This is a genomic window from Bradyrhizobium sp. 63_E2_N1_3 (assembly GCF_052076005.1).
Classification (GTDB): Bacteria; Pseudomonadota; Alphaproteobacteria; order Rhizobiales; family Xanthobacteraceae; genus Bradyrhizobium; species Bradyrhizobium barranii.
On sequence record NZ_CP197235.1, the window covers coordinates 2,813,587 to 2,840,585 of the forward strand.

27 protein-coding genes are annotated in these 26,999 nt (G+C 64.0%); 9 read left to right on the forward strand and 18 right to left on the reverse strand.

Translation table 11 applies throughout. The features are described 5' to 3' along the window. Positions 1–94: 94 nt before the first annotated feature. Entirely contained in the window at positions 95–1,444 is a 1,350-nt protein-coding gene (locus AB7531_RS13030) for an 8-oxoguanine deaminase (RefSeq protein WP_063982021.1), read from the forward strand. Positions 1,445–1,554: 110 nt separating this feature from the next. Here AB7531_RS13030 and AB7531_RS13035 read toward each other — a convergent pair whose 3' ends face one another. From AB7531_RS13035 to AB7531_RS13050, 4 genes are all read right to left on the reverse strand, one after another. Next, positions 1,555–2,631 carry a BMP family ABC transporter substrate-binding protein gene (locus AB7531_RS13035; protein ID WP_063986211.1) on the reverse strand — a complete coding sequence of 359 codons (1,077 nt, stop codon included), beginning with the start codon at positions 2,629–2,631 and terminating at the stop codon, positions 1,555–1,557. Positions 2,632–2,707: 76 nt separating this feature from the next. Then, complete coding sequence (locus AB7531_RS13040) at positions 2,708–3,625, reverse strand: ABC transporter permease (RefSeq protein ID WP_063982022.1); 918 nt, start codon at positions 3,623–3,625, stop codon at positions 2,708–2,710. Next, on the reverse strand, positions 3,612–4,703 hold the full coding sequence (locus AB7531_RS13045) for an ABC transporter permease (protein WP_063982023.1): 1,092 nt from the start codon (positions 4,701–4,703) through the stop codon (positions 3,612–3,614). Before AB7531_RS13045 ends, AB7531_RS13040 begins: the two co-directional genes overlap by 14 nt. After that, positions 4,687–6,258, reverse strand: a complete 1,572-nt coding sequence (locus AB7531_RS13050) for an ABC transporter ATP-binding protein (protein WP_063982024.1) — start codon at positions 6,256–6,258, stop codon at positions 4,687–4,689. Before AB7531_RS13050 ends, AB7531_RS13045 begins: the two co-directional genes overlap by 17 nt. Before the next feature lie 575 nt (positions 6,259–6,833). Between AB7531_RS13050 and AB7531_RS13055 the strand changes: the two genes are divergently transcribed. Continuing rightward, a complete protein-coding gene (locus tag AB7531_RS13055) occupies positions 6,834–7,943 on the forward strand; it encodes a hypothetical protein (RefSeq protein ID WP_063982025.1) in 1,110 nt (369 codons plus the stop codon). Between the two features lie 178 nt (positions 7,944–8,121). Here AB7531_RS13055 and AB7531_RS13060 read toward each other — a convergent pair whose 3' ends face one another. From AB7531_RS13060 to AB7531_RS13085, 6 genes are read right to left on the reverse strand one after another with little or no spacing between them, the layout of a single operon-like run. After that, entirely contained in the window at positions 8,122–8,607 is a 486-nt protein-coding gene (locus AB7531_RS13060; protein ID WP_063982026.1) for a nucleoside deaminase, read from the reverse strand. Positions 8,608–8,620: 13 nt separating this feature from the next. Then, on the reverse strand, positions 8,621–10,153 hold the full coding sequence (locus AB7531_RS13065; RefSeq protein ID WP_441279967.1) for an ABC transporter ATP-binding protein: 1,533 nt from the start codon (positions 10,151–10,153) through the stop codon (positions 8,621–8,623). Beyond that, complete coding sequence (gene biuH, locus AB7531_RS13070; RefSeq protein ID WP_063982027.1) at positions 10,150–10,833, reverse strand: biuret amidohydrolase; 684 nt, start codon at positions 10,831–10,833, stop codon at positions 10,150–10,152. Before biuH ends, AB7531_RS13065 begins: the two co-directional genes overlap by 4 nt. An 11-nt stretch (positions 10,834–10,844) precedes the next feature. Then, on the reverse strand, positions 10,845–11,771 hold the full coding sequence (locus AB7531_RS13075; protein ID WP_038957599.1) for an ABC transporter permease: 927 nt from the start codon (positions 11,769–11,771) through the stop codon (positions 10,845–10,847). 1 nt (position 11,772) lies between these two features. Further along, a complete protein-coding gene (locus tag AB7531_RS13080; RefSeq protein ID WP_063982028.1) occupies positions 11,773–12,885 on the reverse strand; it encodes an ABC transporter permease in 1,113 nt (370 codons plus the stop codon). After that, positions 12,882–13,994 (reverse strand): BMP family ABC transporter substrate-binding protein, encoded by a 1,113-nt coding sequence (locus AB7531_RS13085; RefSeq protein WP_063982029.1) that lies wholly within the window; start codon positions 13,992–13,994, stop codon positions 12,882–12,884. Before AB7531_RS13085 ends, AB7531_RS13080 begins: the two co-directional genes overlap by 4 nt. Before the next feature lie 399 nt (positions 13,995–14,393). Between AB7531_RS13085 and AB7531_RS13090 the strand changes: the two genes are divergently transcribed. Beyond that, the gene (locus AB7531_RS13090; protein WP_063982030.1) at positions 14,394–15,668 is read left to right on the forward strand and encodes an allantoate amidohydrolase; all 1,275 of its coding nucleotides are present in this window, start codon (positions 14,394–14,396) and stop codon (positions 15,666–15,668) included. Positions 15,669–15,769: 101 nt separating this feature from the next. Continuing rightward, the gene (locus AB7531_RS13095) at positions 15,770–17,143 is read left to right on the forward strand and encodes a hypothetical protein (protein ID WP_063982031.1); all 1,374 of its coding nucleotides are present in this window, start codon (positions 15,770–15,772) and stop codon (positions 17,141–17,143) included. A gap of 8 nt (positions 17,144–17,151) precedes the next feature. On the opposite strand, the gene AB7531_RS13100 is transcribed toward AB7531_RS13095, so the two are convergent. Continuing rightward, positions 17,152–18,471, reverse strand: a complete 1,320-nt coding sequence (locus tag AB7531_RS13100) for a dicarboxylate/amino acid:cation symporter (protein ID WP_063982032.1) — start codon at positions 18,469–18,471, stop codon at positions 17,152–17,154. A 181-nt stretch (positions 18,472–18,652) separates the two neighbouring features. Here AB7531_RS13100 and map point away from each other — a divergent pair, with 181 nt between their 5' ends. After that, positions 18,653–19,405 carry a type I methionyl aminopeptidase gene (map, locus tag AB7531_RS13105; protein ID WP_063982033.1) on the forward strand — a complete coding sequence of 251 codons (753 nt, stop codon included), beginning with the start codon at positions 18,653–18,655 and terminating at the stop codon, positions 19,403–19,405. 88 nt (positions 19,406–19,493) lie between these two features. On the opposite strand, the gene AB7531_RS13110 is transcribed toward map, so the two are convergent. Further along, on the reverse strand, positions 19,494–19,715 hold the full coding sequence (locus AB7531_RS13110) for a hypothetical protein (protein WP_063982034.1): 222 nt from the start codon (positions 19,713–19,715) through the stop codon (positions 19,494–19,496). A gap of 365 nt (positions 19,716–20,080) precedes the next feature. On the opposite strand from AB7531_RS13110, the gene AB7531_RS13115 reads away from it, so the two are divergent. Then, positions 20,081–20,263, forward strand: a complete 183-nt coding sequence (locus AB7531_RS13115) for a hypothetical protein (RefSeq protein ID WP_028152900.1) — start codon at positions 20,081–20,083, stop codon at positions 20,261–20,263. Positions 20,264–20,288: 25 nt separating this feature from the next. Here AB7531_RS13115 and AB7531_RS13120 read toward each other — a convergent pair whose 3' ends face one another. The 3 genes from AB7531_RS13120 to AB7531_RS13130 all read right to left on the reverse strand — a co-directional run bounded on the left by AB7531_RS13120 (position 20,289) and on the right by AB7531_RS13130 (position 22,965). Beyond that, positions 20,289–21,668: a vWA domain-containing protein gene (locus AB7531_RS13120; RefSeq protein ID WP_063986213.1), complete on the reverse strand. Its 1,380-nt coding sequence runs from the start codon at positions 21,666–21,668 to the stop codon at positions 20,289–20,291. Positions 21,669–21,673: 5 nt separating this feature from the next. After that, the gene (locus AB7531_RS13125) at positions 21,674–22,621 is read right to left on the reverse strand and encodes an AAA family ATPase (protein WP_063982035.1); all 948 of its coding nucleotides are present in this window, start codon (positions 22,619–22,621) and stop codon (positions 21,674–21,676) included. A gap of 146 nt (positions 22,622–22,767) precedes the next feature. Next, positions 22,768–22,965, reverse strand: a complete 198-nt coding sequence (locus tag AB7531_RS13130) for a hypothetical protein (RefSeq protein WP_028152902.1) — start codon at positions 22,963–22,965, stop codon at positions 22,768–22,770. A 227-nt stretch (positions 22,966–23,192) separates the two neighbouring features. Between AB7531_RS13130 and AB7531_RS13135 the strand changes: the two genes are divergently transcribed. Further along, positions 23,193–24,167: a quinone oxidoreductase family protein gene (locus AB7531_RS13135; protein WP_063982036.1), complete on the forward strand. Its 975-nt coding sequence runs from the start codon at positions 23,193–23,195 to the stop codon at positions 24,165–24,167. A 44-nt stretch (positions 24,168–24,211) separates the two neighbouring features. Here AB7531_RS13135 and AB7531_RS13140 read toward each other — a convergent pair whose 3' ends face one another. Next, on the reverse strand, positions 24,212–24,487 hold the full coding sequence (locus AB7531_RS13140) for a hypothetical protein (protein ID WP_063982037.1): 276 nt from the start codon (positions 24,485–24,487) through the stop codon (positions 24,212–24,214). Positions 24,488–24,586: 99 nt separating this feature from the next. Next, positions 24,587–25,195, reverse strand: a complete 609-nt coding sequence (locus tag AB7531_RS13145) for a S24 family peptidase (RefSeq protein WP_028152904.1) — start codon at positions 25,193–25,195, stop codon at positions 24,587–24,589. Between the two features lie 166 nt (positions 25,196–25,361). On the opposite strand from AB7531_RS13145, the gene AB7531_RS13150 reads away from it, so the two are divergent. Both AB7531_RS13150 and AB7531_RS13155 read left to right on the forward strand, forming a co-directional pair. Further along, positions 25,362–25,892 carry a GcrA family cell cycle regulator gene (locus tag AB7531_RS13150; RefSeq protein ID WP_084795042.1) on the forward strand — a complete coding sequence of 177 codons (531 nt, stop codon included), beginning with the start codon at positions 25,362–25,364 and terminating at the stop codon, positions 25,890–25,892. Positions 25,893–25,930: 38 nt separating this feature from the next. Next, positions 25,931–26,503 carry a hypothetical protein gene (locus tag AB7531_RS13155; RefSeq protein WP_063982039.1) on the forward strand — a complete coding sequence of 191 codons (573 nt, stop codon included), beginning with the start codon at positions 25,931–25,933 and terminating at the stop codon, positions 26,501–26,503. A 50-nt stretch (positions 26,504–26,553) separates the two neighbouring features. Here the strand turns inward: AB7531_RS13155 and AB7531_RS13160 are convergent, their stop codons facing one another. Then, complete coding sequence (locus tag AB7531_RS13160; protein ID WP_063982040.1) at positions 26,554–26,910, reverse strand: hypothetical protein; 357 nt, start codon at positions 26,908–26,910, stop codon at positions 26,554–26,556. Positions 26,911–26,999: the final 89 nt, after the last annotated feature.

Sequence of the window (26,999 nt, forward strand, 5' to 3'; positions counted from 1 at the left end):
CAAGTCGCAACAAGCAAGTCGTAGCATGAAGGTGATCGGGCCGGCGGCCGCCTTCGCGGGCCTGTCATCAGCGGATGTGAGGAGAACCAGGATCATGAGCGATGCAAAGCCGATCTGGCTCAGGGATCCGCTGGCCATCCTCGCTGACGGCGCCGAGCGCGGGATCGTGGTGAGGGATGGCCGGATTGTCGAGCTCGTGCCGGCCGGCGGCAGGCCTGCGACGGCGGATGTCGCGGTGTTCGACGCGGGCGAGCATGTCGTGCTGCCAGGCCTGATCAACACACATCATCACTTCTATCAGACGCTGACGCGGGCGCTGCCGGCGGCGATGGACCGCGAGCTGTTTCCCTGGCTCCAGGCGCTCTATCCGGTGTGGGCGAGGATGACGCCGGAATCGCTCGAGCTCGGCGTCACCGTGGCGATGTGCGAGCTCCTGCTCTCGGGCTGCACCACCACAACGGATCACCACTATGTGTTCCCGGCGGGACTCGAGGAGTCCGTCGATATCGAAGTCGCAGTCGCAAAACGGCTCGGTGTCCGGGTGCTGCTCACGCGCGGCTCGATGAACCTGTCGCAGCGCGATGGCGGCCTGCCGCCCGACAGCGTCGTACAGGACGAGGACACCATCCTCGCCGACAGCGTGCGGGTGGTCGCAAAGCATCACCAGCGCGGCGCGGATGCGATGGTGCAGATCGCGCTGGCGCCATGTTCACCATTCTCGGTCACGACGTCCCTGATGCGCGCCACCGCCGATCTCGCCGACAAGCTGGACGTCCGCCTGCACACCCATCTCGCCGAGACCGAGGACGAGACCAATTTCTGCCAGCAGATGTATGGCTGCCGCCCGCTCGACTATCTCGAGCAATGCGGATGGCTCAATGCGCGGACCTGGCTCGCCCACGGCATCTTCTTCAATGCGGAGGAGATGAAGCGGCTCGGCAAGGCCAAGACCACCATCAGCCACTGCGCATGCAGCAATCAAATTCTGGCGTCGGGCTGCTGCCCGGTGTGCGAGATGGAGGAGGCCGGTGTCGGCATCGGCATCGGCGTCGACGGCTCGGCCTCGAACGACGGGTCGAATTTGATGCAGGAGGTGCGGGCCGCGTTCCTGCTGCAGCGGGCGCGTTACGGGGTAGCAAAAGTGAGTCACAAGGACGCGCTTCGTTGGGCCACCAAGGGCTCGGCGGCCTGCGTCGGCCGGCCGGAACTGGGCGAGATCGCCGTCGGCAAGGCCGCCGATCTCGCCCTGTTCAAGCTCGACGAACTACGCTTCTCTGGCCACGGCGATCCGCTGGCCGCGCTGGTGCTGTGCGGGGCGCATCGGGCCGACCGGGTGATGGTAGGGGGACAATGGGCCGTGATCGACGGCGCGATCCCGGGACTGGATGTTCCCGATCTCATTCGCCGCCACAGTTCCGCGGCGCGGGCGATGCAGGCGGGATAATCCAGGCGAAAATAAAAAGAGGGGGCGACCACAAGTGCCGGGTGCTTCTGGCCACCCCCTCCGAACCTCCTCCGGGAGGAGCAGGTGATCTAGGCAATGCAAGAAGCGTGCTACTTGCCCGGAAGCTTGTCGTCGATGCCTTTGACATAGAAATTCATGCCGAGGATCTGGCCGTCATCGAGGTGATCGCCACCTTTGCACTCGACCGGCTTGCCGTCCTGCCCAACGACCGGGCACTTGAACGGATGCAGCTTGCCCGCTGTGATCGCGGCCTGGGCATCCTCGGCGAGCTTCTTCACGTCGTCAGGCATGTTGGTGTAGGGCGCCATCGCGAACATATGGCTGTCGAGGCCACCCCAGCTGTCCTCGGACTTCCAGGTGCCGGCGAGCTCGGCCTTGACGCGTTCGATGTAATAAGGGCCCCAGGTGTCCAGGATCGAGGTGAGCTGGGTCTTCGGCCCGAACTTGATCATCTCGGAATCCTGGCCGAAAGCGAGCTTGCCGCGTTCGCTGGCAATCTGCATCGCCGCGGGCGAATCCGTGTGCTGCATGATCACGTCGGCGCCCTGGTCGATCAGCGCCTTGGCGGCGTCGGCCTCCTTGCCCGGGTCGAACCATGTGTTGGCCCAGATGATCTTGACCTTGATGTTCGGATTGATGGTCTGCGCCGCGAGGATCGTCGCGTTGATGCCGGAGACGACCTCCGGAATCGGGAACGAGCCGATATAGCCGAGCACGCCGGACTTCGACATCTTGGCCGCGATCAGGCCCTGGATGTAGCGGCCCTGCCACCATTTGGCCGAGTAGGTCGACATGTTCGGGTTGCGCTTGTAGCCGGTGGCGTGCTCGAAATGCACGTTCGGATATTTCTTGGCGACCTTCAGCGTCGGGTCCATGTAGCCGAACGAGGTCGTGAAGATCAGCTTGTTGCCGGCGCGGACGAGCTGCTCGATGGAGCGCTCGGCGTCGGGACCTTCGGGCACGTTCTCGAGATAGGTGGTCTCGATCTTGTCGCCCAGCTCCTTCACCAGGGCCTGGCGCGCGAGGTCGTGCTGGTAGGTCCAGCCCAAGTCTCCGATCGGACCCAGATAGATGAAGCCGACTTTCAGCTTGTCGGCGGCGGAGGCTGCGCTGACGCTTCCGGCAAGCAAAAGCCCGGCAGCCAGAGCAAGAAGTGATTTCCTCATCATCAATCTCCAAACATCAGGGGACAGCCACGATCCGCAACGTACGCGCCCCATCGCGCACGCCGCGGAAATGAAACTAGCGGTCGGGCACGAACACGGTGCCGAGCGCGGCCGGCGCGGTCGAGCCGCCGGTGCGCGCGCGTGAGAGCAGGACCAGGACGATGACGGTTGCGAGGTAAGGCAGCGCCGACATGAACTGCGAGGGAATGCCGACGCCCCAGCCCTGCGCGTGCAGTTGCAGGATCGTCACCGCGCCGAACAGGTAGGCGCCGACCACGAGCCGGCCGGGCCGCCAGGACGAAAACACCACCAGCGCCAGCGCGATCCAGCCGCGGCCCGCGGTCATGCCGGGAATGAAGAACGGTGTGTAGGCGAGCGGCAGGTAGGCGCCGGCGAGGCCTGCGCAGGCGCCGCCGAACATCACGGCGAAGGTGCGGATGCGCAGCACGGGGTAGCCGAGCGCATGCGCGGAGACATGATTGTCGCCGCAGGCACGCAGGATCAATCCCGCGCGCGTGCGGTACAGGAACCACCAGACGCCGATAACGAGTGCGATGGAGAAATAGACGAAGGCGTCCTCGCCGAACAGCATCCGGCCAATCAGCGGCATGTCCGTGAGGCCGGGAATGGAGAGGTGCATCGCGGGCGTGATGCGCTCGCCGACGAAGCCGGCGCCGATCAGGCCGGACAGGCCGACGCCGAGGATGGTCAGCGCGAGACCCGTTGCAACCTGGTTGACGGCGAGCCCGAGCGTCATCAGCGCGAACACCAGCGACATCAGCGCGCCCGCGACGATGCCGAACAGCGCGCCGATGAAGATCGAGCCGGTGAGCCACGCACCCGCAAAGCCGCAGGCCGCACCGACGATCATCATGCCCTCGACGCCGAGATTGAGGACACCGGAGCGCTCGGTCACGAGTTCGCCGGTCGCGGCGATCAGGAGCGGCGTCGATGCGGCGAGCACCGCGAGGATGATGGCTTCAACCAGTTCCACGGGCCACCTGTCGGTTCGGGAAAACCAGCTTGAAGCGATAGAGAATGAGCGAATCGCAGGCGAGGACGTAGAACAGGAGGATGCCTTGGAAAACCTTGGTGACGTCCAACGGGATCTTCATCGCGATCTGCGCCTGCTCGCCGCCGATAAAGGTCAATGCGAGGAAAAGGCCTGCAATTAATATTCCAAGCGGGTTCAACCGACCGAGGAAGGCGACGATGATTGCGGTAAAGCCGTAGCCGGGCGAGATGCCGGGTTGGAGATGCCCGACCGGACCCGCCACCTCAATGATGCCGGCGAGCCCGGCGAGCGCGCCCGACACAGCGAAAGTCAGGATGACCAACTGGTTGGCGTTGAAGCCGCCGAACCGCGCGGCGCGCGGCGCCGCGCCGACCACGCGAATCTCAAAGCCCTTGATGGTTCGGCCGAGCAGGATCGCGGCGGCCGCGACGACGAGCAGGGCGATGATCGAGCCGAGATGCAGCCGGCCGCCTTCGATCAGCAGGGGCACCGTCGCTACCGGATCGAACTCGGCCGTGGTCGGGAAGTTGAAGCCATGCGGATCGCGCCAGGGGCCGCGCACGAGATAGTCGAGGAAGAGGTCGGCGACATAGACCAGCATCAGGCTGGTCAGGATTTCGCTGGCGCCGAACTTCACCTTGCAGATCGCCGGGATCAGCGCATAGAGCGCACCTGCGGCGGCGGCGAGCACGAGCATCGCCGGCAGCACCCAGGCCCCGGCATCGGTGCCCTGCGTCTTCACCGCGATCCAGCTTCCGGCCACCGCGCCGATCAGGAATTGCCCTTCGGCGCCGATGTTCCACGCGTTGGCGAGATAGCAGAGCGACAACCCGATCGCGATCATCACCAGAGGCGTCGCCTTCACCGCGATCTCCTGCAGTGAATAGCCGTCGGTCAACGGCGCGATGAAATAGGCTTGCAGCGCCAGAAGCGGATTCTTGCCGAGGATCGCGAACAGGACGGTCATGGTCGCGATCGTGAGGCCGATCGCGATGAGCGGCGAGACCAGCGCGATCGTGTTGGAACGCTCGACGCGCTTCTCAAGCACCAACTGCATGCGCGGCCTCCTTCGGCTCCAGGCTGCTGCCCCCCATCAACAGGCCGAGTTTTTCGCGCGTGGCTTCGCTCGTGGCAAGCGGCGCCGAGAGCCGGCCGTGGAACATCACGGCGATGCGGTCGGCGATCTCCGCGAGCTCGTCGAGATCCTGGCTGGTGACGAGCACGGCGGCGCCTGCGGTTGCGAGATCAAGCAGCGCCTGGCGGATCACGGCGGCGGCACCGGCATCGACGCCCCAGGTCGGCTGGCTCACCACCAGCACCGCGGGGTTGCGCAGGATCTCGCGGCCGACGATGAACTTTTGCAAATTGCCGCCGGACAGGCTCGCAGCTTCCGGATCCCGTTTGGCCTTGCGAACGTCGAACGTTTCGGTCGCGCGGTCCACGGTTTTCAGTGTCGCCGCGGTGTCGATGAAGCCGTGATGGACCATGCCGCTGGCGGCGTGCCCGGTCAGTAGCGCGTTCTCCGACAGCTTCATGCGCGGCGCGGTGCCGTGGCCGAGCCGTTCCTCCGGGACGAACGCCGCGCCCAGCTTGCGGCGCCGGGTGATCGAGAGGTGGCCGGCGGCGATGCCCTCGATCACCACCGTGCCAGGGTCCTTCGACAGGCGCTCGCCGGAGAGCGCGGCGAACAACTCGTCCTGGCCATTGCCGGCGACGCCGGCGATGCCGAGGATCTCGCCGCCCTTCAGCTCGAACGAGATGTGCTCGAGCCGCACGCCATGCGCCTCGCTCGGCGCGAGTGAAAGGTCGTTGACGACGAGCCGCGGCACGGTGGTCTTGCGGCCTACCGGTGCTCTCACTTCCCTGATCTCGCCGCCGACCATCATCCGCGCGAGCGAGGCCGCGGTCTCGAGCCGGGGATTGCAGGTCTCGACCTTCTTGCCGCCGCGCAGGATCGTGGCGGTGTCGCAGAGCCGCTTCACCTCCTCCAGCTTGTGGCTGATGTAGAGGATGGCGCGGCCTTCGGCCTTGAGGCGTTCCAGCACGATGAAAAGCTGGTCGGCCTCCTGCGGTGTCAGCACGGCGGTCGGCTCGTCCAGGATCAGGAATTTCGGATCCTGCATCAGCGCGCGGACGATCTCGATGCGCTGGCGCTCGCCGACCGAGAGTTGCCAGACCTCGCGCCTGGGATCGAGCGGAAGGCCGTAGGTCTTCGACACCTGCTCCAGCCGCGCCGACATGTCCTTGAAGGATTCCCTGCCGTCGAGGCCGAGCGCGACGTTCTCGGCGACCGTGAGATTGTCGAACAGCGAGAAATGCTGGAACACCATGCCGATGCCGCGGCTACGCGCCTCTGATGGACCCGACAGCACGATGGGGTGGCCCTGCCAGCGGATCTCGCCGGCGCTGGGCTGGATCAGCCCGTAGATCGCCTTGACCAGCGTCGACTTGCCGGCGCCGTTCTCGCCGAGCAGGGCATGGATCTGTTTCGGCTGGATCTCGATGCTGATGGAGTCGTTGGCGAGGAAATCACCATAGCGCTTGGTGAGCCCGATCGTCTGAAGCAGAGGGGGCTCGCCGGAATGCAGGTCGTTGGACGTCTGATCTAACATTCGCTGATGCGCTGGCACGGGGTGAAGTGCCTCAATTGTGGGCTAGTTTGAACCGTCGCGTAAGATGTGAAAAAGCGTCATCCCTTGCTCAACGCTTCGGCAGGCGGTCTGTGTCGCGAGTCGCGGCCCTTGTCAGTCGATGATCGTTTCCAACCGACATCAGGGAGAGCCATTGCGGCGGCCTCCCTGCGAGAGACGCCTGTTGCAAATTTGTGACGGCTCAAACCAAATCGGAACCCGCTGTGCAGGCCTGACGTGAAGTTGAGCAAAGTCGCGCCTGCGCGCGTATGCAATTCCCGACCGGGCCAACGGTCGCTGTCGTCAATTGTGTCTGCATTCTTGCGCCGCCACAAAAGACAAATGAAATCAAACGGGAATCTTCGGCATCGCGTCACCGCACGCACGCAGCAGCGAAACGGAAAAAATCCTCGAATTCCTGGGTTGAAAGGCCGCCTCCTGCCGAAACAAGCGGCATGCCTTGAAAAAAGTTGAGGCTTCTCACTCCGGGAGATCGGCGCAAGTGTCGCACCCAAGGGGCGTTCATTTTTACGTGTCCAAACTTGGGGGTATTCAGGATGTCGTTTGGTTTCAAGGCAATCGCAGCCGCGGCGCTGTCGATTGCTACACTCGCTACCAGTGGCCTGGCTCAGGCAGCGGACCTGCCGGTCAAGGCTGCCAAGAAAGCGTCGGACGTCCCGTTCTTCCTGGTGATCGACAACCGCGTCACGTTCTCCTGGATGCCCAAGGGCACTGACCCCGGCATGTGGAGCGTCAATCCGAACGGCAGCATCAACGGTACGACCGCCAAGCAGGTCTATTCGTTCACGCACTTCGACCTCTGGGCCTACGGCACCAACTTCTTCACCATCTCGATGTTCAAGTCGGGCCATAACGACCCTGCTTCGCCCTGTATCGCACCTGGTCTGTCTTCCTCCTTCGGTGCAGCCGACTGCGCCGGCGCGACCGAGATCTACGGCCTGTTCCGCTCGACCTTCGGCTGGAACCAGCTCTTCAACACCAAGGCCTTCACCATGGGGCCGCTACAGAACATTTCGTTTGAAGTCGGTATGGATGGCAATTCCGAGAACACCTTCTTGGCGCCCGCGAAGCGGGACGTCGTTGCCGGTCTCCAGTTCGCCTTCGACCTTCCTTACAAGGGCTACATCAACGTCGCGCCCTTGATGTACTGGGAGTTCTCCAACCACAACGCCTTCACTCAGTGCGGCAGCGGTTTTGCTGGCCCCCTCCCGGGTGTGAGCTGTAACTCCGATGGCAATGTCAGCTACAACCCGACCTGGGCCGTCGAAATCAACTACTATATGGACCTCGGCTTCCTGCCGCCGAACATGCAGTTCTGGTCGATCAGCGGCCGCGCCGGCTGGTATGGAGCGAAGGGCGACTCGAACGGCCTGCCTGCGCTCTCCGGCCCTGGCCGGTTCTCTACTGCTTCCAAGGTCGAGTTGAACAGCGAACCGATCCGCCTGACCTTCGACGCTTCGAAGGCCGCCTGGGGTGACAAGTACTCGCACTTCGTCGATCTCTGGGTTGCCTATCGCTACTGGCAGAACAAGTTCGGCCTCGACCACAACGCCATGCCCGGCGTCTGCACGGTCGCCGCGACCGGCCAGAGCACCAACAGCTGCACCGAGTCCACGGTTTACGGGGGTATCACTGTGAAGTTCTGATCGGCTGAAGGTCTTCAGGTTTGAATAACGCCGCGCAGGAATGCGCGGCGTTATTAGCGTTTCCGAGCGTAGGGTGGGCAAAGGCGCAATGCGCCGTGCCCACCATCTTCCCAGATAGTTAGTTATCGGTGGGCACGCTTCGCTTTGCCCACCCTACGAAGTCGAGTTGTTGAGCTCGCTACTTGGTCCACACGCCGTCGTGCAGCGCCTCGGCCTCGTCCTCAAGCAGCGGCCCGACGACTTCCGTCGATCGCTGGCCGCTGGCAAAGACCTCGCGACAGGGCAGGTCGAGCGTCGGGTTCTCCGGATGGTTGCCGGTGACGCCGCGCAGGCGGTGCTCGCTGAGGCCATAGACCACGCGGCCGATGCCGGCCCAGTAGATCGCGCCGGCACACATCGCGCAGGGCTCGGCGGAGGAATAGAGCGTGGCTTTCGCCAGCACCTCGCGGTCGAGCATACGGCAGGCCTGCGTGGCCGCGAGGCGCTCGGCATGCGCAGTGCCGTCATGGTCGGGCATGTAGCCGTTCTCGGTCTCGATCAGCACCTTGCCATCGGCATCGACGACGACGCAGCCGAACGGATGGTTGCCATGGGTGAGCGAGCGGCGCGCGACCGTGAAGGACAGGCGAAGGAAGTGCTCGTCGCGCTCGGATCCACCGCTCATCGCTCGTCTCTGGTCAATGCCCCGCCATATGCCGGCCGACCACGGTGAGATCGGCTTCGCTGGTTCGTGCTTCATACACGAATTCGCCGTGGAACATCACCACCAGCCGATCGGAGAGTTCGAGCAATTCGTCGAGATCCTCGCTGACGAGCAGCACGGCGGCGCCACGGTTGCGGGCGGCCATGATCTCGGCGTGGATCTGCGCCACCGCCGCGAAGTCGAGGCCGAAACAGGGATTGGCCGCGATCAGCACCTCGACGTTGCCGCCAAGCTCGCGCGCCAGCACGGCGCGCTGGACGTTGCCGCCCGACAGCGCCGCGATCGGCGTATCGGGCGTGCGGGTCTTGATCTTGTACTGTGCGATTTTCTTCTTCGCATCGTCCCGGAAGGCGCCGCGGTTGAGCCACCAGCCGCCGCTTGCGAAGGGCGCGCGGTCGAATTCACGGAAGGCGATGTTGTCGGCGACGCTCATGCCGCCGACGCAGGCGTTCTTCAGCGGCTCCTCGGGCAGGAGCGACATCTTGTGGCGCCGCATCTCTTCGCGGCTGGCGTGATAGGAATCGCCCGCGATGCGAATTTCACCACCCTCCGCCTCGCGCTGGCCGGCCAACACCTCGACCAACTGGCGCTGGCCATTGCCGGAGACGCCGGCAATGCCCACGATCTCACCGGCGCGGACCGTGAGTGAGACGTCGTGCACGGCGATGGCGCCCGCGTCGTCGAGCGCGCGGACTTGTGCCAATTCCAGCCGGGCCTGGCCGGCTTCGCCGGTGCGCGGCGGCTGCACGGTCAGCTCCTCGGCGCCGATCATGGTTCGTGCCATCGCATCCGGTGTGAGTTCGGAAACCTTGCCGGCACCTGCGAGCTTGCCGCGGCGCAGGATGGTGACGTCGTCGGCGAAGGCCATGACCTCGCGGAATTTGTGCGTGATCATCAGGATGGTCAGTTCGCCCTTGACGACCATGTCGCGGAGCATGCCGAGCACTTCGTCGGCCTCCGCCGGCGTCAGCACCGAGGTCGGCTCGTCCAGGATCAGGAAGCGGCGCTTCAGATAGAGCTGCTTGAGGATCTCGCATTTCTGCCGCTCCCCGGCGGAGATGTCGGAGACCTTGGCGCCGAGCGGTACCTTGAACGGCATCCGCGCCAGAAAAGCCTCGAGCTCCTTCATCTCCTTTGGCCAGTTCACCACGGCCGGCACATCGTCGCGGGCCAGCACGAGATTTTCCGCGACCGTCATGGCCGGCACCAGGGTAAAATGCTGGTAGACCATGCCGAGGCCGAGCGCGTGGGCGTCCTTTGGATTCGCGATCGCCTGCTCGCGGCCGCCGACGAGGATGTCGCCTTCGGTCGCGTGGTAATAGCCCATGATGCATTTGACGAGCGTCGACTTGCCGGCGCCGTTCTCGCCGAGCAGCGCGTGGAACGAGCCCGGCCGCACCTTCAGCTCGACATTGTCGAGCGCGAGGAAGTCGCCGAAGCGCATGGTCATGGCGATGGCGTCGACGCCGAAGGCGCCTGCTGGCGGCGGTGTTTCGCCGATGATCACGAAATAGCTCCGATGAAGGCGTCCGACGTCGAGACCGCGCCGAACACGCCGCCCTGCATCTTGATCATCTTCAGGGCATGGTCGTGATTGCTCTTGTCGGTGGCGCCGCAGCAATCGTGCAGCAGGACGCATTCGAAGCCGCGATCGTTGGCCTCGCGCATCGTGGTGTGGACGCAGACGTCGGTCGTGATGCCCGTGAGCACGATGTTCTCGATGCCACGCACGCGCAGGATCAGCTCCAGGTCGGTGGCGCAGAACGAGCCCTTGCCGGGCTTGTCGATGATCGGCTCGCCCGGCAGCGGCGCCAGCTCCTCGATGATGTCCCAGCCCGGCTCGCCGCGAACGAGGATACGCCCGCAAGGGCCGGGATCGCCGATGCCGGCGCCGATCTGGCGCGAGCGCCAGCGCTTGTTGGCGGGAAGGTCGGAGAGATCGGGGCGGTGGCCTTCGCGCGTATGGATGATGTGGAAGCCTTGCGCGCGCATCGCTGCGAGCAACTTCTTGATCGGCTCGATCGGCGCCCGCGTCAGCGAGAGGTCGTAGCCCATCTTGTCGACATAGCCGCCGATGCCGCAGAAATCGGTCTGCATGTCGATGATGATGAGCGCGGTGTTTTCGGGACGGAGATCGCCATTGTAAGGCCAGGCGTAGGGCTCGGACTTGAGATAGCGCTCGGGCATGATTTCGCTCTCTAGCGGGTGATCGACAATTCGGCCGGGGCTCCGGTCAGCGTGCGTTTCGGCGAGCAGGTGATGATCATGATCGCCAGCGTCAGGATGTAGGGGGCGGCGTTGAAGAGGTGGTAGCCGGAGGTGACGCCGACCGATTGCAGTGCAGGGCCCAGGGCCGCGGCACCGCCGAAGGCGAGCGAGGCCCACAGGCAGAGCAGGGGATCCCAGCGCGCGAAGATCACGAGGGCCACGGCGGTGATGCCCTGGCCGGAGGACAGGCCCTCGTTCCAGCTTCCGGGATAGAACAGCGACAGGAACGAGCCGCCGATGCCGGCAAGGAAGCCGCCGACCATGGTCGCGCGCAGGCGGATCAGCAACACGGAATGGCCCATCGCGCGCGCTGCGTCGGAGCTCTCGCCGGCGGTGCGGATCAAAAGGCCCCAGCGCGTGGTGCGGAAGGCCCAATAGAGGATCGGCGCGAGCGCGACGCCGATCAGGAACAGGACGTTGACGCGCAGCGCGGCGCGAACCTGCGGGACGTCGCTCCACCAGCCAAAATCGATCGCGGGCAGGCGCGGCGCGGTGGGCTCGATCAGCGGCTTGCCGAGATAGAAGGCAAGGCCGGTGCCGAACAGCATCAGCGCGATGCCGACCGCGATATCGTTGACGCGCGGCAGCGAGCAGATGCCGGCGTGCAATGCGCCCAGCAGTGCACCTGTGATGCCGGCGGCGAGCACGCCAAGCCAGGGCGATCCCGTGAGATACGAGATTCCGTAGGCGCTCATCGCGCCCATCACCAGCGTGCCCTCAAGGCCGAGATTGATGCGGCCGGAGCGTTCGGTGATGCATTCGCCGAGGCTCACGAACAGGAACGGCGTGGAGACGCGGATGGCGCCGCCGAGCACGGCGAGGGGGACAGTCCAGAGCCCGATCGATCCGTCTGCCATCTCAGGATTTTCCCTTCAAGAATCCAATGCGGCCGTAAAGTGCATCGCTGGCCAGCACGAAGACGAAGATGATGCCCTGAAGCACCAGAACGGATGCGTCGGGCAGTCCGAGGCGGCGCTGCAAAAGGCCGCCGCTGGCGCTGATGCCGCCGAGCAGGATCGCGACGGGAATGATCGCGAGCGGATTCTGCCGGGCGAGGAAGGCGACAAGAATGCCGGTGAAGCCGTAGCCCGCCGCAAGGTTGGCGTTGGTGCGTCCCTGCACCGCGGCGACCTCGACCATGCCGGCGAGGCCCGCGGCGCCGCCGGCGAGGAAGCAGATGGTCAGGATCAGCTTGCTGACGCCGAGACCGACGATCTTTGCGGCGCGGATGTTGCCGCCGGCGACGCGCGCGGCGAAGCCGAACACGGTGTGATAGATCAGGACGTAGGCGGCGATCGCGGCGATCAGGCCGAAGACGAGGCCCCAATGCACGTCGGTGCCGGGAATGCTGCCGATCATGTTGGCGGCGCCGATCTCGCGCGTCGACGGCTTGTTGAGGCTGGCGGGATCGCGCATCAGCCCCTCAACAAGATGATTGAGGATCGCGAGCGCGATGTAGACGAGCAGCAGGCTCGAGATGGTCTCGTTGACGCCGCGATACTGGCGCAAGCCGCCCGACAGAATGATCCACAGACCGCCGCCGATCACGCCGCCGACGACCATGGCAATTTGGACGACGAGCGGCGGCATGCCCTGAAGCGCCAGCGCGGCGCTGGTCGCCGACAGCGCGCCGATCAGGAGCGCGCCTTCGCCGCCGATGATGACCATGCCGAGCTGTGCCGGCAGTGCGGTGCAGAGCGCGGTGAGGATCAGCGGCGCGGCACGCGTCAACGTATTCTGCCAGGAGAACCAGGTGCCGAAGGCGCCGTAGTACATATAAAAATAGAGATCGAGCGGGTTCTTGCCGAACATCGCGACGAAGATGCCGAAGATCACGAGCGCGCCGGCCAGCGCCGCGCCCGGGATCAGGATGTATTCGATTGTCGCGCCGTGGCGCTGGAGAAAGCCGGGATCGGCGGCCGGGGCAATTGTCCCGGCCGCTTCAGTAGAATCCGCGGCTTCCGTTGTCACGAAGTCGCTCCGATCACGCCTTCGACCAGGTAGTCCATCTTCTCAAGTTCGGGATCCTTCTGGCCGCGATCGGTGCCGGCTGCGATCACCGTCTTGCCCTTGTTGTCGACCAAGCCGCCCTTGAAGATGGCGTAGCCCTCCGCCGACAGGAATTTGGCCTTGACCTCGTCGGCGTGCTTGCGCGCTTCGGCGGAGACTGCCTCACCGTAGGGCGAGGTCTTGACGATCTCTTCCTTGAGGCCGCCGCGATAGAAGTTCGGGATGCTTTCGCCGGCGGCGATCATCTTCACGAACTTCGGATAGAGCGCTTCCCAATTCCACTCGGCACCGGTGAGATACGCCTTCGGCGCCAGCGGCGACTGGTTGGTGTGATAGCCGCAGACGAAGGCGCCGCGGCGTGCGGCGTTCTCGACCATGGTCTTCGGACCGTCGACATGGCAGGTGAGCACGTCGACGCTCTGATCGATCAGGCTGTTGGTGGCTTCGGCCTCCTTGACCGGCATCGACCAATCGCCAGTGAAAATAACCTGCGTGGTGGCCTTGGGATTGGCGAGCCTGGCGCCGAGCGCGAAGGCGTTGATGTTACGCAGCACCTGCGGGATCGGCTTGGCGGCAACGAAGCCGAGCTTGCCGCTCTTGGAGGTGTAGCCGGCAACGATGCCCGAAATGTACTGGGCCTCGTCGATATAGCCAAAATAGCTGCCGGCGTTCTTTGGATCCTTGTCGCTCCACAGGCCGCCGCAGTGCTCGAAGCGCAGCTTCGGGAACTTGGTGGCCATCTTGATCATGTGCGGGTTGTAGTAGCCGAACGAGGTCGGGAAGAGCAGGGTGGCGCCGTCGAGGTTGATCATGGACTCGATCGTCTTCTCGACCGCGTCGGTCTCCGGCACCTTCTCTTCCTCGACGACCTTCAGCCCCGGAATTTTCTTCAGGGCCGCCGCGCCCTGCGCATGCGCCTGGTTGTAGCCGTAGTCATCGCGCGAGCCGACATAGATGAAGCCGATGGTCGTTTCGGCCGCCAAGGCCGGGCGGACGCCCGCTGCCGCACCGAGGGTCAGGGCCGCGCCGCCCTGCAACAAATGACGTCGTGAAATCTTGCCGAAATCCATTGCTCGCTCCCCTTGGCGGATGTCCCGCCTTAATCTCGCGACCGCGCCGGTCTGGCGGAGCCTGGGATAAGATGTCGCAAGCTTCGTGCCAGAGGCCACGGAGTGGTCAATTGATCTGAAGTCATTGAAAAGTATCGTGTTTGTAAATTTTCAGAATTCTGTCGAGTAAGCCAGCAGATTAACTTTTGAGCAAAATATAGAAGTTGTATGCAATGGAGTTGAGCAGCCAGGCGCAGCTCGCGTGTGTGCGTGACGGGAGCTACGGTCCGCCGGCAACCCGCATTCATGCTACCCACGCGCGGATCGGGACCGCGTTCGTGATTTTTTGCTGGCACCGAACTTGTATCGATCGCCGCCAGGACCGCCGCCGCGGTCCCAAGAGATGGGAAGCTCGCCGAGATGGTTGCTGGTAACGCCGTTCAGAATGCATCGCTCGGCGAGGAGATCGTGCGACGGATCGACGAGCTCGCCGCGATCTCGGAAGACGGCGACAAGCTCACCCGCATCTACCTCACCAACGAGCTGCGCAAGGCCGCTGACCTCATCCTGGGCTGGATGCGCGAAGCCGGCATGAGCGCGCATCTCGATGCGATCGGGAATGTCTGCGGACGCTACGAAGGCGAGCAGCCAGGGGCGCCCTGCCTGATGCTCGGCTCGCACTACGACACGGTGCGCGATGCCGGCAAATGGGACGGTCCGCTGGGGGTGATCACGGCGATCGCCTGCGTCGCCGATCTCAATCGCCGCGGCAAGCGCCTGCCGTTCGCGATCGAGGTGATCGGCTTTGCCGATGAAGAGGGGGTACGTTTCGCCTCGACGCTGCTCGGAAGCCGGGCGGTGGCCGGCACCTTCGACGAGAGCGTCCTGAACACGCGCGACCGCGACGGCGTGTCGATGCGCGATGCGCTCGTCGCGTTCGGCCTCGATCCCGATCACATCGGCGCGGCCGCGCGGGCCCGGCGCGAGCTGCTCGCCTATCTCGAATTGCACATCGAGCAGGGCCCGGTGCTGGAAGCCCAGAACCTGCCCGTCGGTGTCGTCACTGCGATTGCGGGCGCGACACGGCTCGCTGCGCGGCTGACCGGAATGGCCGGCCATGCCGGCACCGTGCCGATGGCGCTGCGCCGTGATGCACTCGCCGGCGCGGCCGAATGCATCGGCGCGATCGAGCAGTTTTGCCGCACCGACGCGGACGGGTTGGTCGGCACCGTCGGCTATATCCAGGCGAGGCCCGGGGCGACCAATGTCATCCCGGGCGAAGTGTCCTTCACCATCGACATGCGGGCACCGACCGACATGCATCGCAAGCGCGCGGTCGCCGATATCGTCCGCCAGATCGAGGCGATTGCAAAACGCCGGCAATTGGCGCTACAGCTCGACGTCACTCACGAGAACCGCACCGCGCCTTGCGCACCCTGGCTGAAGGATCAGATCGCGCAGGCGATCGCTGCCGAAGGCGCGTCGGTGTTCGAGCTGCCGAGCGGAGCAGGGCACGACGGCATGGCGATGATCGATATCGCCGATGTCGGCATGATCTTCGTCCGCTGTCGCGGCGGCATCAGCCACCACCCGGACGAGCACGTCGAGCTCGCCGATGCCAACGCGGGCGCGCGCGTGCTGCTGCGGGTGATCGAGAATTTCAGGCCGCAGGAGGGCCGTGCCGGCGCGAAGTGATTGCCTGAAGCCCGCAAGTCACGGGGTAGAGATACGAATCAGTCATGTTTAAAATGGTGGCCGCCATCACGGGGTCACGAGACATCAGCCGATTGACGCATATGAACAGCGACATCTCTTTTCCATCACATCGTGAGAACCGGTTCTACCAGGGGATGGCTGCGACCTTTGTCGCCAACGCGCTTCAGGCGGTCAATTTTCTCGGTGATCGCTTCCTGAGACAATCGCATCATGCGTTGTCGGACATAGAGGACCTCTACCGGCACTCGATGGACAGTGCCTTTTCGGTGACCGAGGCCTTCCTCGTCACGGGAGCGCCGCACGCCTCCGCCTATTACCCGCGCGACTTCGCCTGGTTTTACCCCGACGTTCTCGATCCCGAAACCATCATGGATGCGCAGGACGCAGTCCGTCGGGCGCGCCTGCTCGAAAAGAGCGTTCGTCTGCTGCTGCAGGCGGTTCGCGCCGACGTGGTCACGACGACGATCGTTCCTGCGGGGCGCGGGCGGTACCTCGGCGTGAATTATTTCTCGCGGCCCTCGGACACGCTGCTCGGCATTCTCGCCGGTCTCCAGCAGATGATTGGTGCCGACGAGAGAGCGTCATCCTATCTGGCGATGTCGCAATGCGCACATGCCGGCCGCCTGCTGCTGGCCGAATATGGCGTCGACCTGAAGCGCGCGATCCTTCAGCTCGCGAGTGAGCTTGAGCCATTCGACGCTGACGGCACCAGATATTTGCTGTGCGATGCCGGCGGGCCTCGCTCCGCGGCAACGGATACGCGGGCCGAGCGCAGGCGCTTCGTCACCAACGCCTGCGTTTACACGACGTTCGTGTGGGGCGTGCAGCTCGGGATCGTCGACGAGAACGAACTGAAGCGGCTGCTCGGTCGCGACCTTGCGCAGTACAAGCGAGATCTGCTCCGTTTGTTCGGCAAGGACGGCCATATCAAGCATTCGCTTGACGGCCCGGCGGGGGCACCGGTGTCCTTGGTGGCCCTGGATTTCGTCAGCGTGCATCGCGGCTTCTGGGACATGAACGATGCCAGCGAGCGGGCGCTGTTTGCGGCTACGACGGATCTGATCATCGCCGAGCCGCGCTTTCGCATCCCCAGCACGTTCCACTTCCTGGTGTCCGCGGATAATCCACGGAACAAGATGATCCACAAGATCGCGGCGCCGGCCTATCAGGGGCGTTCGTCGTGGCCGACGTTCAATGTCGAATTCGCGGATCGGATGCTGGATTTTGATGAAGCCTCAGGGAGCGATACCTACCGGACCTGCGCGCAAGGAATATTGAAGGACATTCGGACCGCGACCGAGGTCCATGGCGGCTATCAGGAGCTGATCTCGGAGCAGGGCCTGAAGTATCGCACCTGGGCGTATAAGGGCGCCGTGGCGCACTCCTGGTTTCCGCGCTTCCTGTCGGTCTGGAGGAGGGCGTATGGAACGCCACTCCTCCAGTGGAATGATTGATCCGCGGCCTATCCCGCGGTCACGTCCACCAGTTCGCCGCCCTCCAGCACCTTGGCCGCCTTGGCGCGGTCGAGATCGCCTTCCCAGGCGGCCACCACCACCGTCGCCACGCAATTGCCGACGAGGTTGCCGACCGCGCGGGCCATGCCGATGAACCAATCGACCGACAGCACCAGCACGAGGCCGATGGCGGGAATGCTCGGCACCGCGTTGAGCGTCGCGGCCAGGATCACGATCGCCGAGCCCGGCACGCCGTGCGCGCCCTTCGACGTGATCAGCGAGACGCCGAGCACCAGCAGAAGGTCGCCGAAGGACAGCGGCGTGTTGGTCGCCTGCGCGATGAAGACGACGGCGAGCGTCAGGTAGATCGAGAAAGCGTCGAGGTTGAAGGAATAGCCGGTCGGGATGACGAGGCCGACGACGGAATCCTTCACGCCCATCCGCTCCAGTTTCTTCATGATCTGCGGCAGCACGGCATCGGAGGATGCGGTCGCGAGCACGATGGTCAGCTCTTCGCGCAGGTAAGCGAGGAATTTGAGGATGTTGATTCCGGCGAGCGCCATCACGCCGCCGAGCACGCCCAGCACGAAGATGCCGACCGAGACGTAGAACAGCATCACCAGCGAGACGAGCTGCTTCAGCGAGCCGACGCCGTATTTGCCGACGGTATAGGCGACCGCGCCGAGCACGCCGAGCGGCGCGACCCGCACGATCAGCCCCATGACCCGAAACAGCACGGTGGAGGCCGCGTCGATGATCGATGTGACCAGCGCGCCCTTCTCGCCGCCGACGAGCGCAAGGCCGACACCGAACAGGACCGCGAAGAACAGCACCTGGAGCACGTCGTTGCGCGACAGCGCATCGAACGAGGTGCTGGGGATCACGTTCATCAGGAAGGCGCCGATGCCGCCGCCGGACAGCTTGTGGGCGTTGTCGGCATAGGTGTTGAGCGCCTTGGCGTCGAGCGTCGAGGGATCGATGTTCATGCCGTGGCCGGGACCGAAGAGATAGGCGAGCAGCAGACCGACCACGAGGGCGACCGTCGTCATCACCTCGAAATAGACCAGCGCCTTGACGCCGACCCGGCCGACCTTCTTGAGGTCGCCGGCACCGGCAATGCCGTGCACGACGACGCAGAACACGATCGGGGCCACGATCATCGAGATCAGCTTCAGGAAGGCGTCGCTGAGGATCTTGAGCCCGATGGCGAAGTCCGGAACGGCCATCCCCAGGATGACGCCAAGCACCAGCGCGGCGAGGACCTGGACGAACAGCGAGGTGTAGAGCGGCTTCGGCTCGGCGGTAGGTGCCGCGGTGATGGTCGACATGGTGGACTCCCCCGGTTTGACGCGTCTTGGACGTCAAAAAGGAGCAACAACCGTGCCAGATTGTCGCGGCCTGGTCTTGGAAGTGATCCAGGGCGCGCATAATCCGGGATTCTTGCGCGCGCTCTTCCGTTTGCAAGTCGGCATCGCAACAGCTATGTCCCGGCTTTCGCAAGAGCCTGATATGACAATCTCGAATGAGAACGATCTGATCTGCCTGAAAGAGGTCGGGCGTATCGTCGCCAATGCCCTTGAGGCGATGGGGAAGGCCCTCGAGCCCGGCATGACCACCGCGGAACTCGACCGGATCGGACGAGCGCTCCTTGAGGCCGCCGGAGCGCGTTCGGCGCCGGAACTGGCCTATGCCTTTCCTGGCGCAACCTGCATCAGCGTGAACGAAGAGATCGCTCATGGCATCCCGGGTGCCCGGCGGATCGAGCGTGGCGACCTCGTCAACATCGACGTCTCGGCCGAGAAGAGCGGCTTCTTTGCCGATACGGGAGCCTCGTTCGCCGTTCCGCCCGTGACCCGTTCGATCGAGCGTCTTTGCAGGGATGGTCGGCGGGCGATGTGGACGGGCTTGCGGCAGGTCGGCGCCGGCAAACCGATTGCCGGCATCGGTCAAGCCATCGGGACGTTTGCGCGGAAAAACGGCTACATGCTCGTCAAGAACCTAGCCAGTCACGGTGTCGGCTTGTCGCTCCACGAGGAGCCGACGGAGATCGCGACATGGCCCGATCGCTCCGAGCGACGCATCATGAGCGATGGCCTGGTGTTCACCGTCGAGCCGTTCCTGTCGCTTGGCGCGGAGTGGGCCGAGAACGGTGATGACGATCCATGGACGCTCTACAGCAGCCCGGAGGCGCCTACCGTTCAGTACGAGCACACGGTTGTCGCAACCCGCAATGGGCCTTTGATCGTTACGCTGGCGGATTGAGGTCGTCCCTGCGACGCGCTGTCGGCGGGAACGCAAGAGATTATTTTTCAGGCGATCACGGCAGAGCCGTTGCGGGCGGACAGTCTCGTCACGCCACGAGATCCAGTAGCCGGCACGATCCGCGCACCAGCACCTTGCGTCCGGTTGGCGTCATCGAAGGTACGCCGTCACTGACAACAACGAGACCGAGCTTGACGAGACCTTCGACGAGATAGGCCTTCGAGAGGCGACCATTCGACACGGGGTTGCGAAGCGCTTTCAGCGCTTCCCATTGGTCCGGCGAAAGATCGAAGTCGATGTCGTTGCTCATGTTGCCTCAAGCGATAGTCCAAGTTCGTGCGCCCCTGTTAGCGGCGCCGCATGAACACCATGCGACGACAATGAGTCGGGAATTCGGTAAGCTGTTTAGAACCTCTCTTCACGAATTGCCGCACTTCATTGCGCCACAACAGTTAAGATCGTTCGCGCACGAAAATCGTCCCGGTCTCCGATCACTAATTGATGATGTGCGCTTGATCGTGCGGCGAGAGTTACCGCAGTGCACGGGAAGCGTCACTGTCCCATTGCGCGTCGCGATATGCACAGAAATCGTGAAGCGAGGGCGATTGGACTCTGACTGGACTCTGCTACGTTGATTCGCAGGGGATTGGCTTCACACGACAGGAGTGTGAGTGCATGAACAGGCTGATGGCAATTCGCAGTCAGGAATTCCTCTGCCGAGAGCGGGCGGCGCTGGATTCGGAGCGACGGGCGTTCTGGCTCGCGCAGGCCCAGGAATGGGAGCAGCGCGCGCTCGACGAAATAGCGCATCACTTTCGGGAGTGCAACCTCGTCCAGGCCGAGCTGACTGCCGCCTGACGCCAGCGGCGGACGTGATTGCCGTCTACTGATAAGTCGCCACGATGTCGGACACGGCGCGCTCGAGCTGCTGTGCGGTGGCGCATTGGCGCACGACAGTGCAGAAGGTCGCGTAGCGCGGCATCTCGGAATCACCGAAGCCCCAGGCGAGCCGTCCTTCGGGATTGAGCCAGACCACGCGCTTCGAGCGTTCGGAGATGCGGCGCAGGATGTCGGCGCGCGGGTCGAGATTGTTGCTGCGGGCGTCACCGAGCACGATCACCGTGGTCTGCGGCGTCAGCGTGCTCATAAACTCCTTCTCGAAATCGACGAGAGAGGAGCCGTAGTCGGATGAGCCGAAGCCGACCTTGGACATGATCTCGGCCATCGCCTCTTCGGGCGACTTCTTCTCCAGGATCTCGCTGACCTCGATCAGATGCGAGGAGAAGGCGAAGGAGTGGACGTCGTCGACCACCTCGTGCAGCGAGTGGATCAGGAGCAGGAAGAAATCGGAGACCTGCGCGACCGAGCCTGAGACGTCGCAGATTGCGACGATCTTGGGCCGGTCGCGGTGCTTGCGCTTCCACGCGGTGAGGAAGGGCACGCCGCCCCAGGCCGCGTTGCGGCGCAGTGTGCGGCGGACGTCGAGATGGCCGCGGCGCTGGCGCTTGCGCGGCTTCGAGTAGCGCTCGCGCAGGCGCCGCGCGATCTGGCGGATGAGCGCGCGCATCTCCGCGACTTGGCGCCGCTCGATGCGGGCGAGAGGCGCGTTGCGCAGGATCTCGTTGCGGAGGTTTTCGGCCTCTTCGCGGGCATAAAGCGCAAGGCCTTGCGAGACCGTGTCACGGACTGCTTCGCGCAACGCGTCCAGCGCGCCGCGCAGACGCTCGGCCAGCGACGGATTGGTCGCGGTGAGCGCGTCGAGATCGTCGCGCAGGCGCTGAAGGCCCATGGCGTCGAGGATGCGGCTGGAAAAGATCCCGCGCTGAGTCGAATAGCGGATGTCGGACAGCGAAGCCACACCGGAAGCGCTGGCGATCGCCGCTGCGATCGCGTTGCGATCCTGCGACAGCAGCATCTGCGCAAGCGGGCCCAATGCTTCGGAAGCCTGGCCTTCGCCTGCTTCACTGGCCGAGCTGGGTGAGGGGGTCTGATCCGCGTCCTGCGATGCGTCGTCGTTGTCGTCGGCCTCGGGTTGATCTTGCCGCGGCTCTGGTTGGCTGAAGAAGAGATCAAAGCAGTCGCCGAGGGCGAGCTTCTCGTCCTGCGACTTGGCGAGCGTCAGGAGCAGCGCATCGCGCAGGATGGCCCGGTCGGAAAAGCCGACCTGCTTGACCGCGCGCATCGCATCGATGCTTTCGGCGGGCGAGACATGCACGCCGGCACCGCGCGCCGCTCGAAAGAAACGATGGAGATTCTCGCGCATCGGCGTCAACCGAAGACGTTGGACCGTGCCGCCTTGGCAATGAAGGTCGTAACTTGCGGCGTTGCTGCCTCGATGTCGGCCTCGTACTTCAGGAGCACATTGAGCGTGTCCTTGACGATATCGGTGTCTAGCTCCGTGGCCTGAAGTAGAACCAGGACGCGCGCCCAGTCGATGGTCTCACTGACCGACGGCAGCTTTTTCAGGTCGAGCGAGCGGATCTCGTGGATGAAGCCGACCATCTGCCGGCGCAGCGCCTGCGAGATGCCGGAGACGCGGCTCTCGACGATGCGTTCTTCGAGCCGCTGCTCGGGGAAGCCGATATGCAGATGCAGGCAGCGCCGCTTCAGGGCGTCGCCGAGGTCACGCTCGCTGTTCGAGGTGAGGATCACCGTCGGCGGCGTGATCGCCGCGACCGTGCCGAGCTCCGGGATCGTGACCTGGAAATCGGAGAGGATTTCCAGCAGCAGCGATTCGAATTCAGCGTCGGACTTGTCGATCTCGTCGATCAGCAGCACGCAGCCGCCAGGCTGCTCCAGCGCCTGGAGCAGTGGTCGGGGCTCGACGAACTCCTTGGAGAAGAACACATCGCCGAAATCATGGAGCTGCTCGAGCGCGGCATGCAGCGTCTGCGCGCCGCCGAGGACTTCGCCGAGCTTGTCCTTGAGGATCTGGGTATAGAGAAGCTGTTTTGCGTATTTCCACTCGTAGAGCGCCTTGGCCTCGTCGAGGCCCTCGTAGCATTGCAGGCGGATCATCTTCATGCCGCGCCAGGCGGCAATGGCCTTGGCAAGCTCGGTCTTGCCGACGCCCGCGGGGCCTTCGACCAGAATCGGCTTCTCGATCTGCTGCGACAAATAGACTGCGGTCGCGATCTGCCGGCTCGCGATATAGCCTTGCGCGGCGAGGCCGCTCTCCACTGCCTCGATCGAGGTCGAGGCCTTCTGTTCAGCCACGAAAGGGCGCTCCCAAAGGTCTTGCTTGAGGCTTGTTCTGCCTGCGTTCCCGGCAAAGAACAAGCCTCGTTTGGGACGGCCTGACCCGCGCAGAACGTCGCTTTTTCCGTTCAGCGCAAATACTTAAGCGATGGCTGATGGTGCGGTCAGTGCCGCAGCTCCGGCTTGCGGATGGTCTGCCGGACTTCCGCGCCGCAGTCCGCGCATTCATAGACGAAGTCGATCCTGGCAAGGCCCCAATGCGGTTCGACCTCGCGGACGTACATCGGCAGGAACCCCATGCAGGCGGGACAAATTACAGGCGCGATTTCGATGTCCTGATGATGCTGTACATAAGCTGGCATCTCGGCTCTCCTTCGCAGGCGACCACCAAACCCCGCGAAAAGGCTACTGCCGGAACGCGCCGGTGCCGTCATCAACTCTTTCGAACAGAGGCGGAACGGCAGGCGTTTGTCGTTCGCTGTGACATTCTTGTTACGTCTCTGTACTGTAACGGGCCGACCGAATTCCTATTTCACAGGCCGATCCGTTTTCCACGGACCTTCACTGCAACAATAAGGGAGCAACGCCCATGACGCATGCCATTCGCTTTCACAAGACCGGCGGTCCTGAAGTCCTGGTCTGGGAGGAAGTCAGTGTCGGCAAGCCCGGGCCGGGCGAGGCGCGCATCCGCCACACGGCGGTCGGCCTCAACTTCGTCGACATCTACAATCGCTCCGGGGTGTATCCGGTACAATTGCCGAGCGGTCTCGGCAGCGAGGGTGCCGGCGTCGTCGAGGAAGTCGGGGCCGGTGTCACCGATTTGAAGACCGGTGATCGCGTTGCCTACGGCGCCTCACCGCTCGGAGCCTATGCCGAGGCGCGGCTGATCCCGGCCGACCGGCTGTTGAAGCTGCCCGACGGTGTCGATGACAAGACCGCGGCGGCCATGATGCTGAAGGGGCTCACCACCCAATACCTGATCCGGCAGACCTATCGCGTGAAGGCCGGCGACACCATCCTGCTCCACGCCGCAGCCGGCGGCGTTGGTCTCATCTTGAGCCAGTGGGCAAAACATCTCGGCGCGACAGTGATCGGCACCGTCAGCAGCGACGAGAAGGCAAAGCTCGCCAAGGCACATGGCTGCGATCATGTGATCATCTATACGCGCGAGGATTTCGTGAAGCGCGTGGACGAGATCACGGGCGGCAAGAAGGTGCCGGTGGTCTATGATTCCGTCGGCAAGGATACGTTCCTGAAGTCGCTGGATTGTCTTGCGCCGCTCGGTGTTGCCGCGCTGTTCGGTGCGTCCTCCGGCGCTGTCGAGCCGCTCAATCTCGGCCTGCTCGCGCAGAAGGGCTCGCTCTACGTCACCCGTCCGACGCTGTTCACCTACGCTGCCAAGCGCGAGGCCCTGGTCGCCATGGCGAACGAGCTGTTCGACGTCGTGAAGTCCGGCGCAGTCAAGATCGAGGTGCACCAGACCTACCCGCTGAAGGATGCCGCCAAAGCGCATGCCGATCTCGCTGCGCGCAAGACCACGGGATCGACCGTTCTCACGGTGTGATATCCGGCCGGGCAGTGACGTGACGCAGGCCGCTTGGGCCTGCGTCACGTCTTCTCGTGCTTGCGCAGGTCGCGGGCGTGATCGAGGCGGATGGCCTGGAGGTCGACTTCTTCAGGCGGAACCTGGGGGAGGGCGGCCTCGGTCAGGATCGCCTCGGTCACGTCCTCGACCGCATTCTCCGCGATTTCGTGGATGAACGAGATGTTTCGATATTCACCCGAAACGACGCGGGAGATGACCTCGCGCCTTGTGATTTCGGGATCGACGACCGCCTCGCGTCCGCGCCGCCCATAGTCGATCATCACGACGAAATACTGCATGAAACGATCCTGCCGCGCCCCGTAGCCGGGAGTGCGGCAGAGTATTTCCGAAAAGCAGAATTAAGTCAAGGAAGATTTCCAAAAATCGGAAATCGGCGCCTATTTGCTCTTCTTGCGAGGGCGTGCCGACTTGGCGCGCAGCCGCTCGAGTTGGCCCTTGGGCATGGACAAGCAGATCTCGCCGACCCACTCGAGCTTGACGCCGACGATCGGCTTGGCGTTGAAGCTGTTGAGATTGACGACGGAGGGAGTTTTTCCGCGTTCAATGGTCTTCAAATAGCGTTCACCGGTCTTGAGCCGGACCACGGCCTCTTCGCCGTAGAAGCTCGACAGCGGATGACGCTGGTCCTTGTAGACGACGATCACGTCGCCGCTCTCGTATTTGGGCAGCATCGAATCGCCAACGATCTCGAAGGCGACGGTCTCTTCCATGATCGGGAACGGCAGCGCGATATCGCCGAGGCCTTCCGGGGGAACCTGTTCATAATCGGGCTCGATCACAGCGCCGGCCCCGACGCGGCCCATGATCGGCGCGAGATTGAGCTCAAGATATTCCATGATCGGAATGATTTCGGACGCCTTCACCAGGCGCTCGCCGCCCAGGATCTCCGACACCGCGCCGGGCCGCACGCCCATGGCCGCCGCCAGGCCGCCCTTGCTCTTGCCCGTCTTCTCCAGGCCCCGCTCGATCATTGCAACGTCCAACATGGTGATTCCCTCGATTGCCCATCGTCCCGCCTCTTGTAATCCGAAATTCGGAATTGATGCAATTATGAATATCAGAATTGTCGCTTGACAGTTGCTTCGGAATACCGGAATGTAGGATCCGCCTCGCGATCGAACGATCGGAGGAGGCGCATCACAGGACAGCAGCATGGAACCGGGTCATTGGCCGTCGGAGCACTCCGACGCGCTTCGCGACTATTTTCTCAAGGGAATGTCTTATGCGGAGATCGGAAGACAGATAAACGGAAGGTTTGGAACGGCTTACACACGCAACGCGGTGGCCGGCCGCGCCAAGCGGCTTGGACTCGCGACGCCGGCGCGGATGACGAGTCCATCGATCGTGCCGTCCTTGCCGTCAGGAGCCTGTCTCATCGGGCCGCCCCGTGCGGCGGTGCCGAACCTGAACTTGCCACCGAAATCCGCAATGAAACCCGCGCGGGTCAAGTTGCGCTGTGTCGGCGTCCAGCCCCGCCTAGTCGCGCTAGGCGAACTCGGGCGCGACGACTGCCGCTATCCCTATGGTGGCGACAAGGACGGGGAGGGGATCGCCTTCTGTGGCCATCCGCGCCAACCGGGCTCCAGCTATTGCACGCCGCATGCCTGCCTGACGCGAAGGTCTGAGGCTGCGTCCGCTCGCGCCGCCGGTCCCGTCGTCCTGAGGCTGATCTCTGCCGCCTGACGGGACCGCTATTCATTCAATTTGCGAGGAGTATCCGAGTGGCAGGTGCACGACGTAACAAGTCCTACAGATTGACTGGAATCTACGATCGGCGCTCGCGCGAGGTGCCGTTCAATGCCGAGGTGGCGGAGGTCGAGGTCGACAATCCGCTGGCGCTCGATGCCGGCGAGAAGATCGTCGCCGTCCGCTCGATCCGCGGCGATCCGCTCGGCCGGTTGCACGCGCATCACCAGATCGACGAGGCGCAATATCGCGGCGGGCGCGCCTTCCAGAACGACTGGGAGAGGGCGGAGCGCGGGCCCCAGGCGGTGGACCCGACGCGCGAATATGTCGATGGCACGCGCTCGCGCGAGCCCGTCACCGAGGACCAGCGCCAGGCCGTGCTGCGCCTCAACCGGGTCGAGCGCGAACTCGGTACCGATGGCGCCGCGCTGGTGCACGACGTCCTGGTGCTGGGGCTGACCATGGATCAGATCGGGGAGCGGCGCGCTGTTCGTACCCAGCGCTGGAACGACTATTTCGCGCGGCGCTTTCGCGAATGCCTGGACCGGCTGGCGCTGATCTACGGCTTTGCGACGGAAGGCCGGGCTCGGCGCGCCAAGCAGCGTTGAGAGTAGTGGTGCGCCTGCGGGTCTCGCCGCAGGCGCGCCCGGGTCGCTTGTTACGGATGCGGCACGATCTGGTAAGGCGTCGTGTAGGGCTCGACACGGAGAGACGCGTTGGCCAAGAGCCCGATCTTCGCGGTCGGCGCCTGTTGCAATTCACCGTTCGGGCCGCGATGCACGTTGTACTGCCAGACCGTGAGATCGCCCTTCTGCGCCAGCGCGTGCGCAACCGCGCTCGCATCATTGCCGCCGAGCGCCTGGAGCTCCTCCGCCGACAATCCGACGACGATTTCGTCCTTGATGGTGACGATCTTGAACAGATTCATCCTTGTCTCCTGCGCCCATGCGCCTTGTATCGAGAAAGTGAGAAGCGCGACGGCGCCGCCCTTGATGAGATCGCAGCGGGAAAGCATGCTGTCGTCCTTTGGTGCTGAGGCGCGCCCGAATCGAGAAGTCCGTCAGCCATGGCGCCCGTGGTCTGCGTGGCCGCTTCGCAACCGCT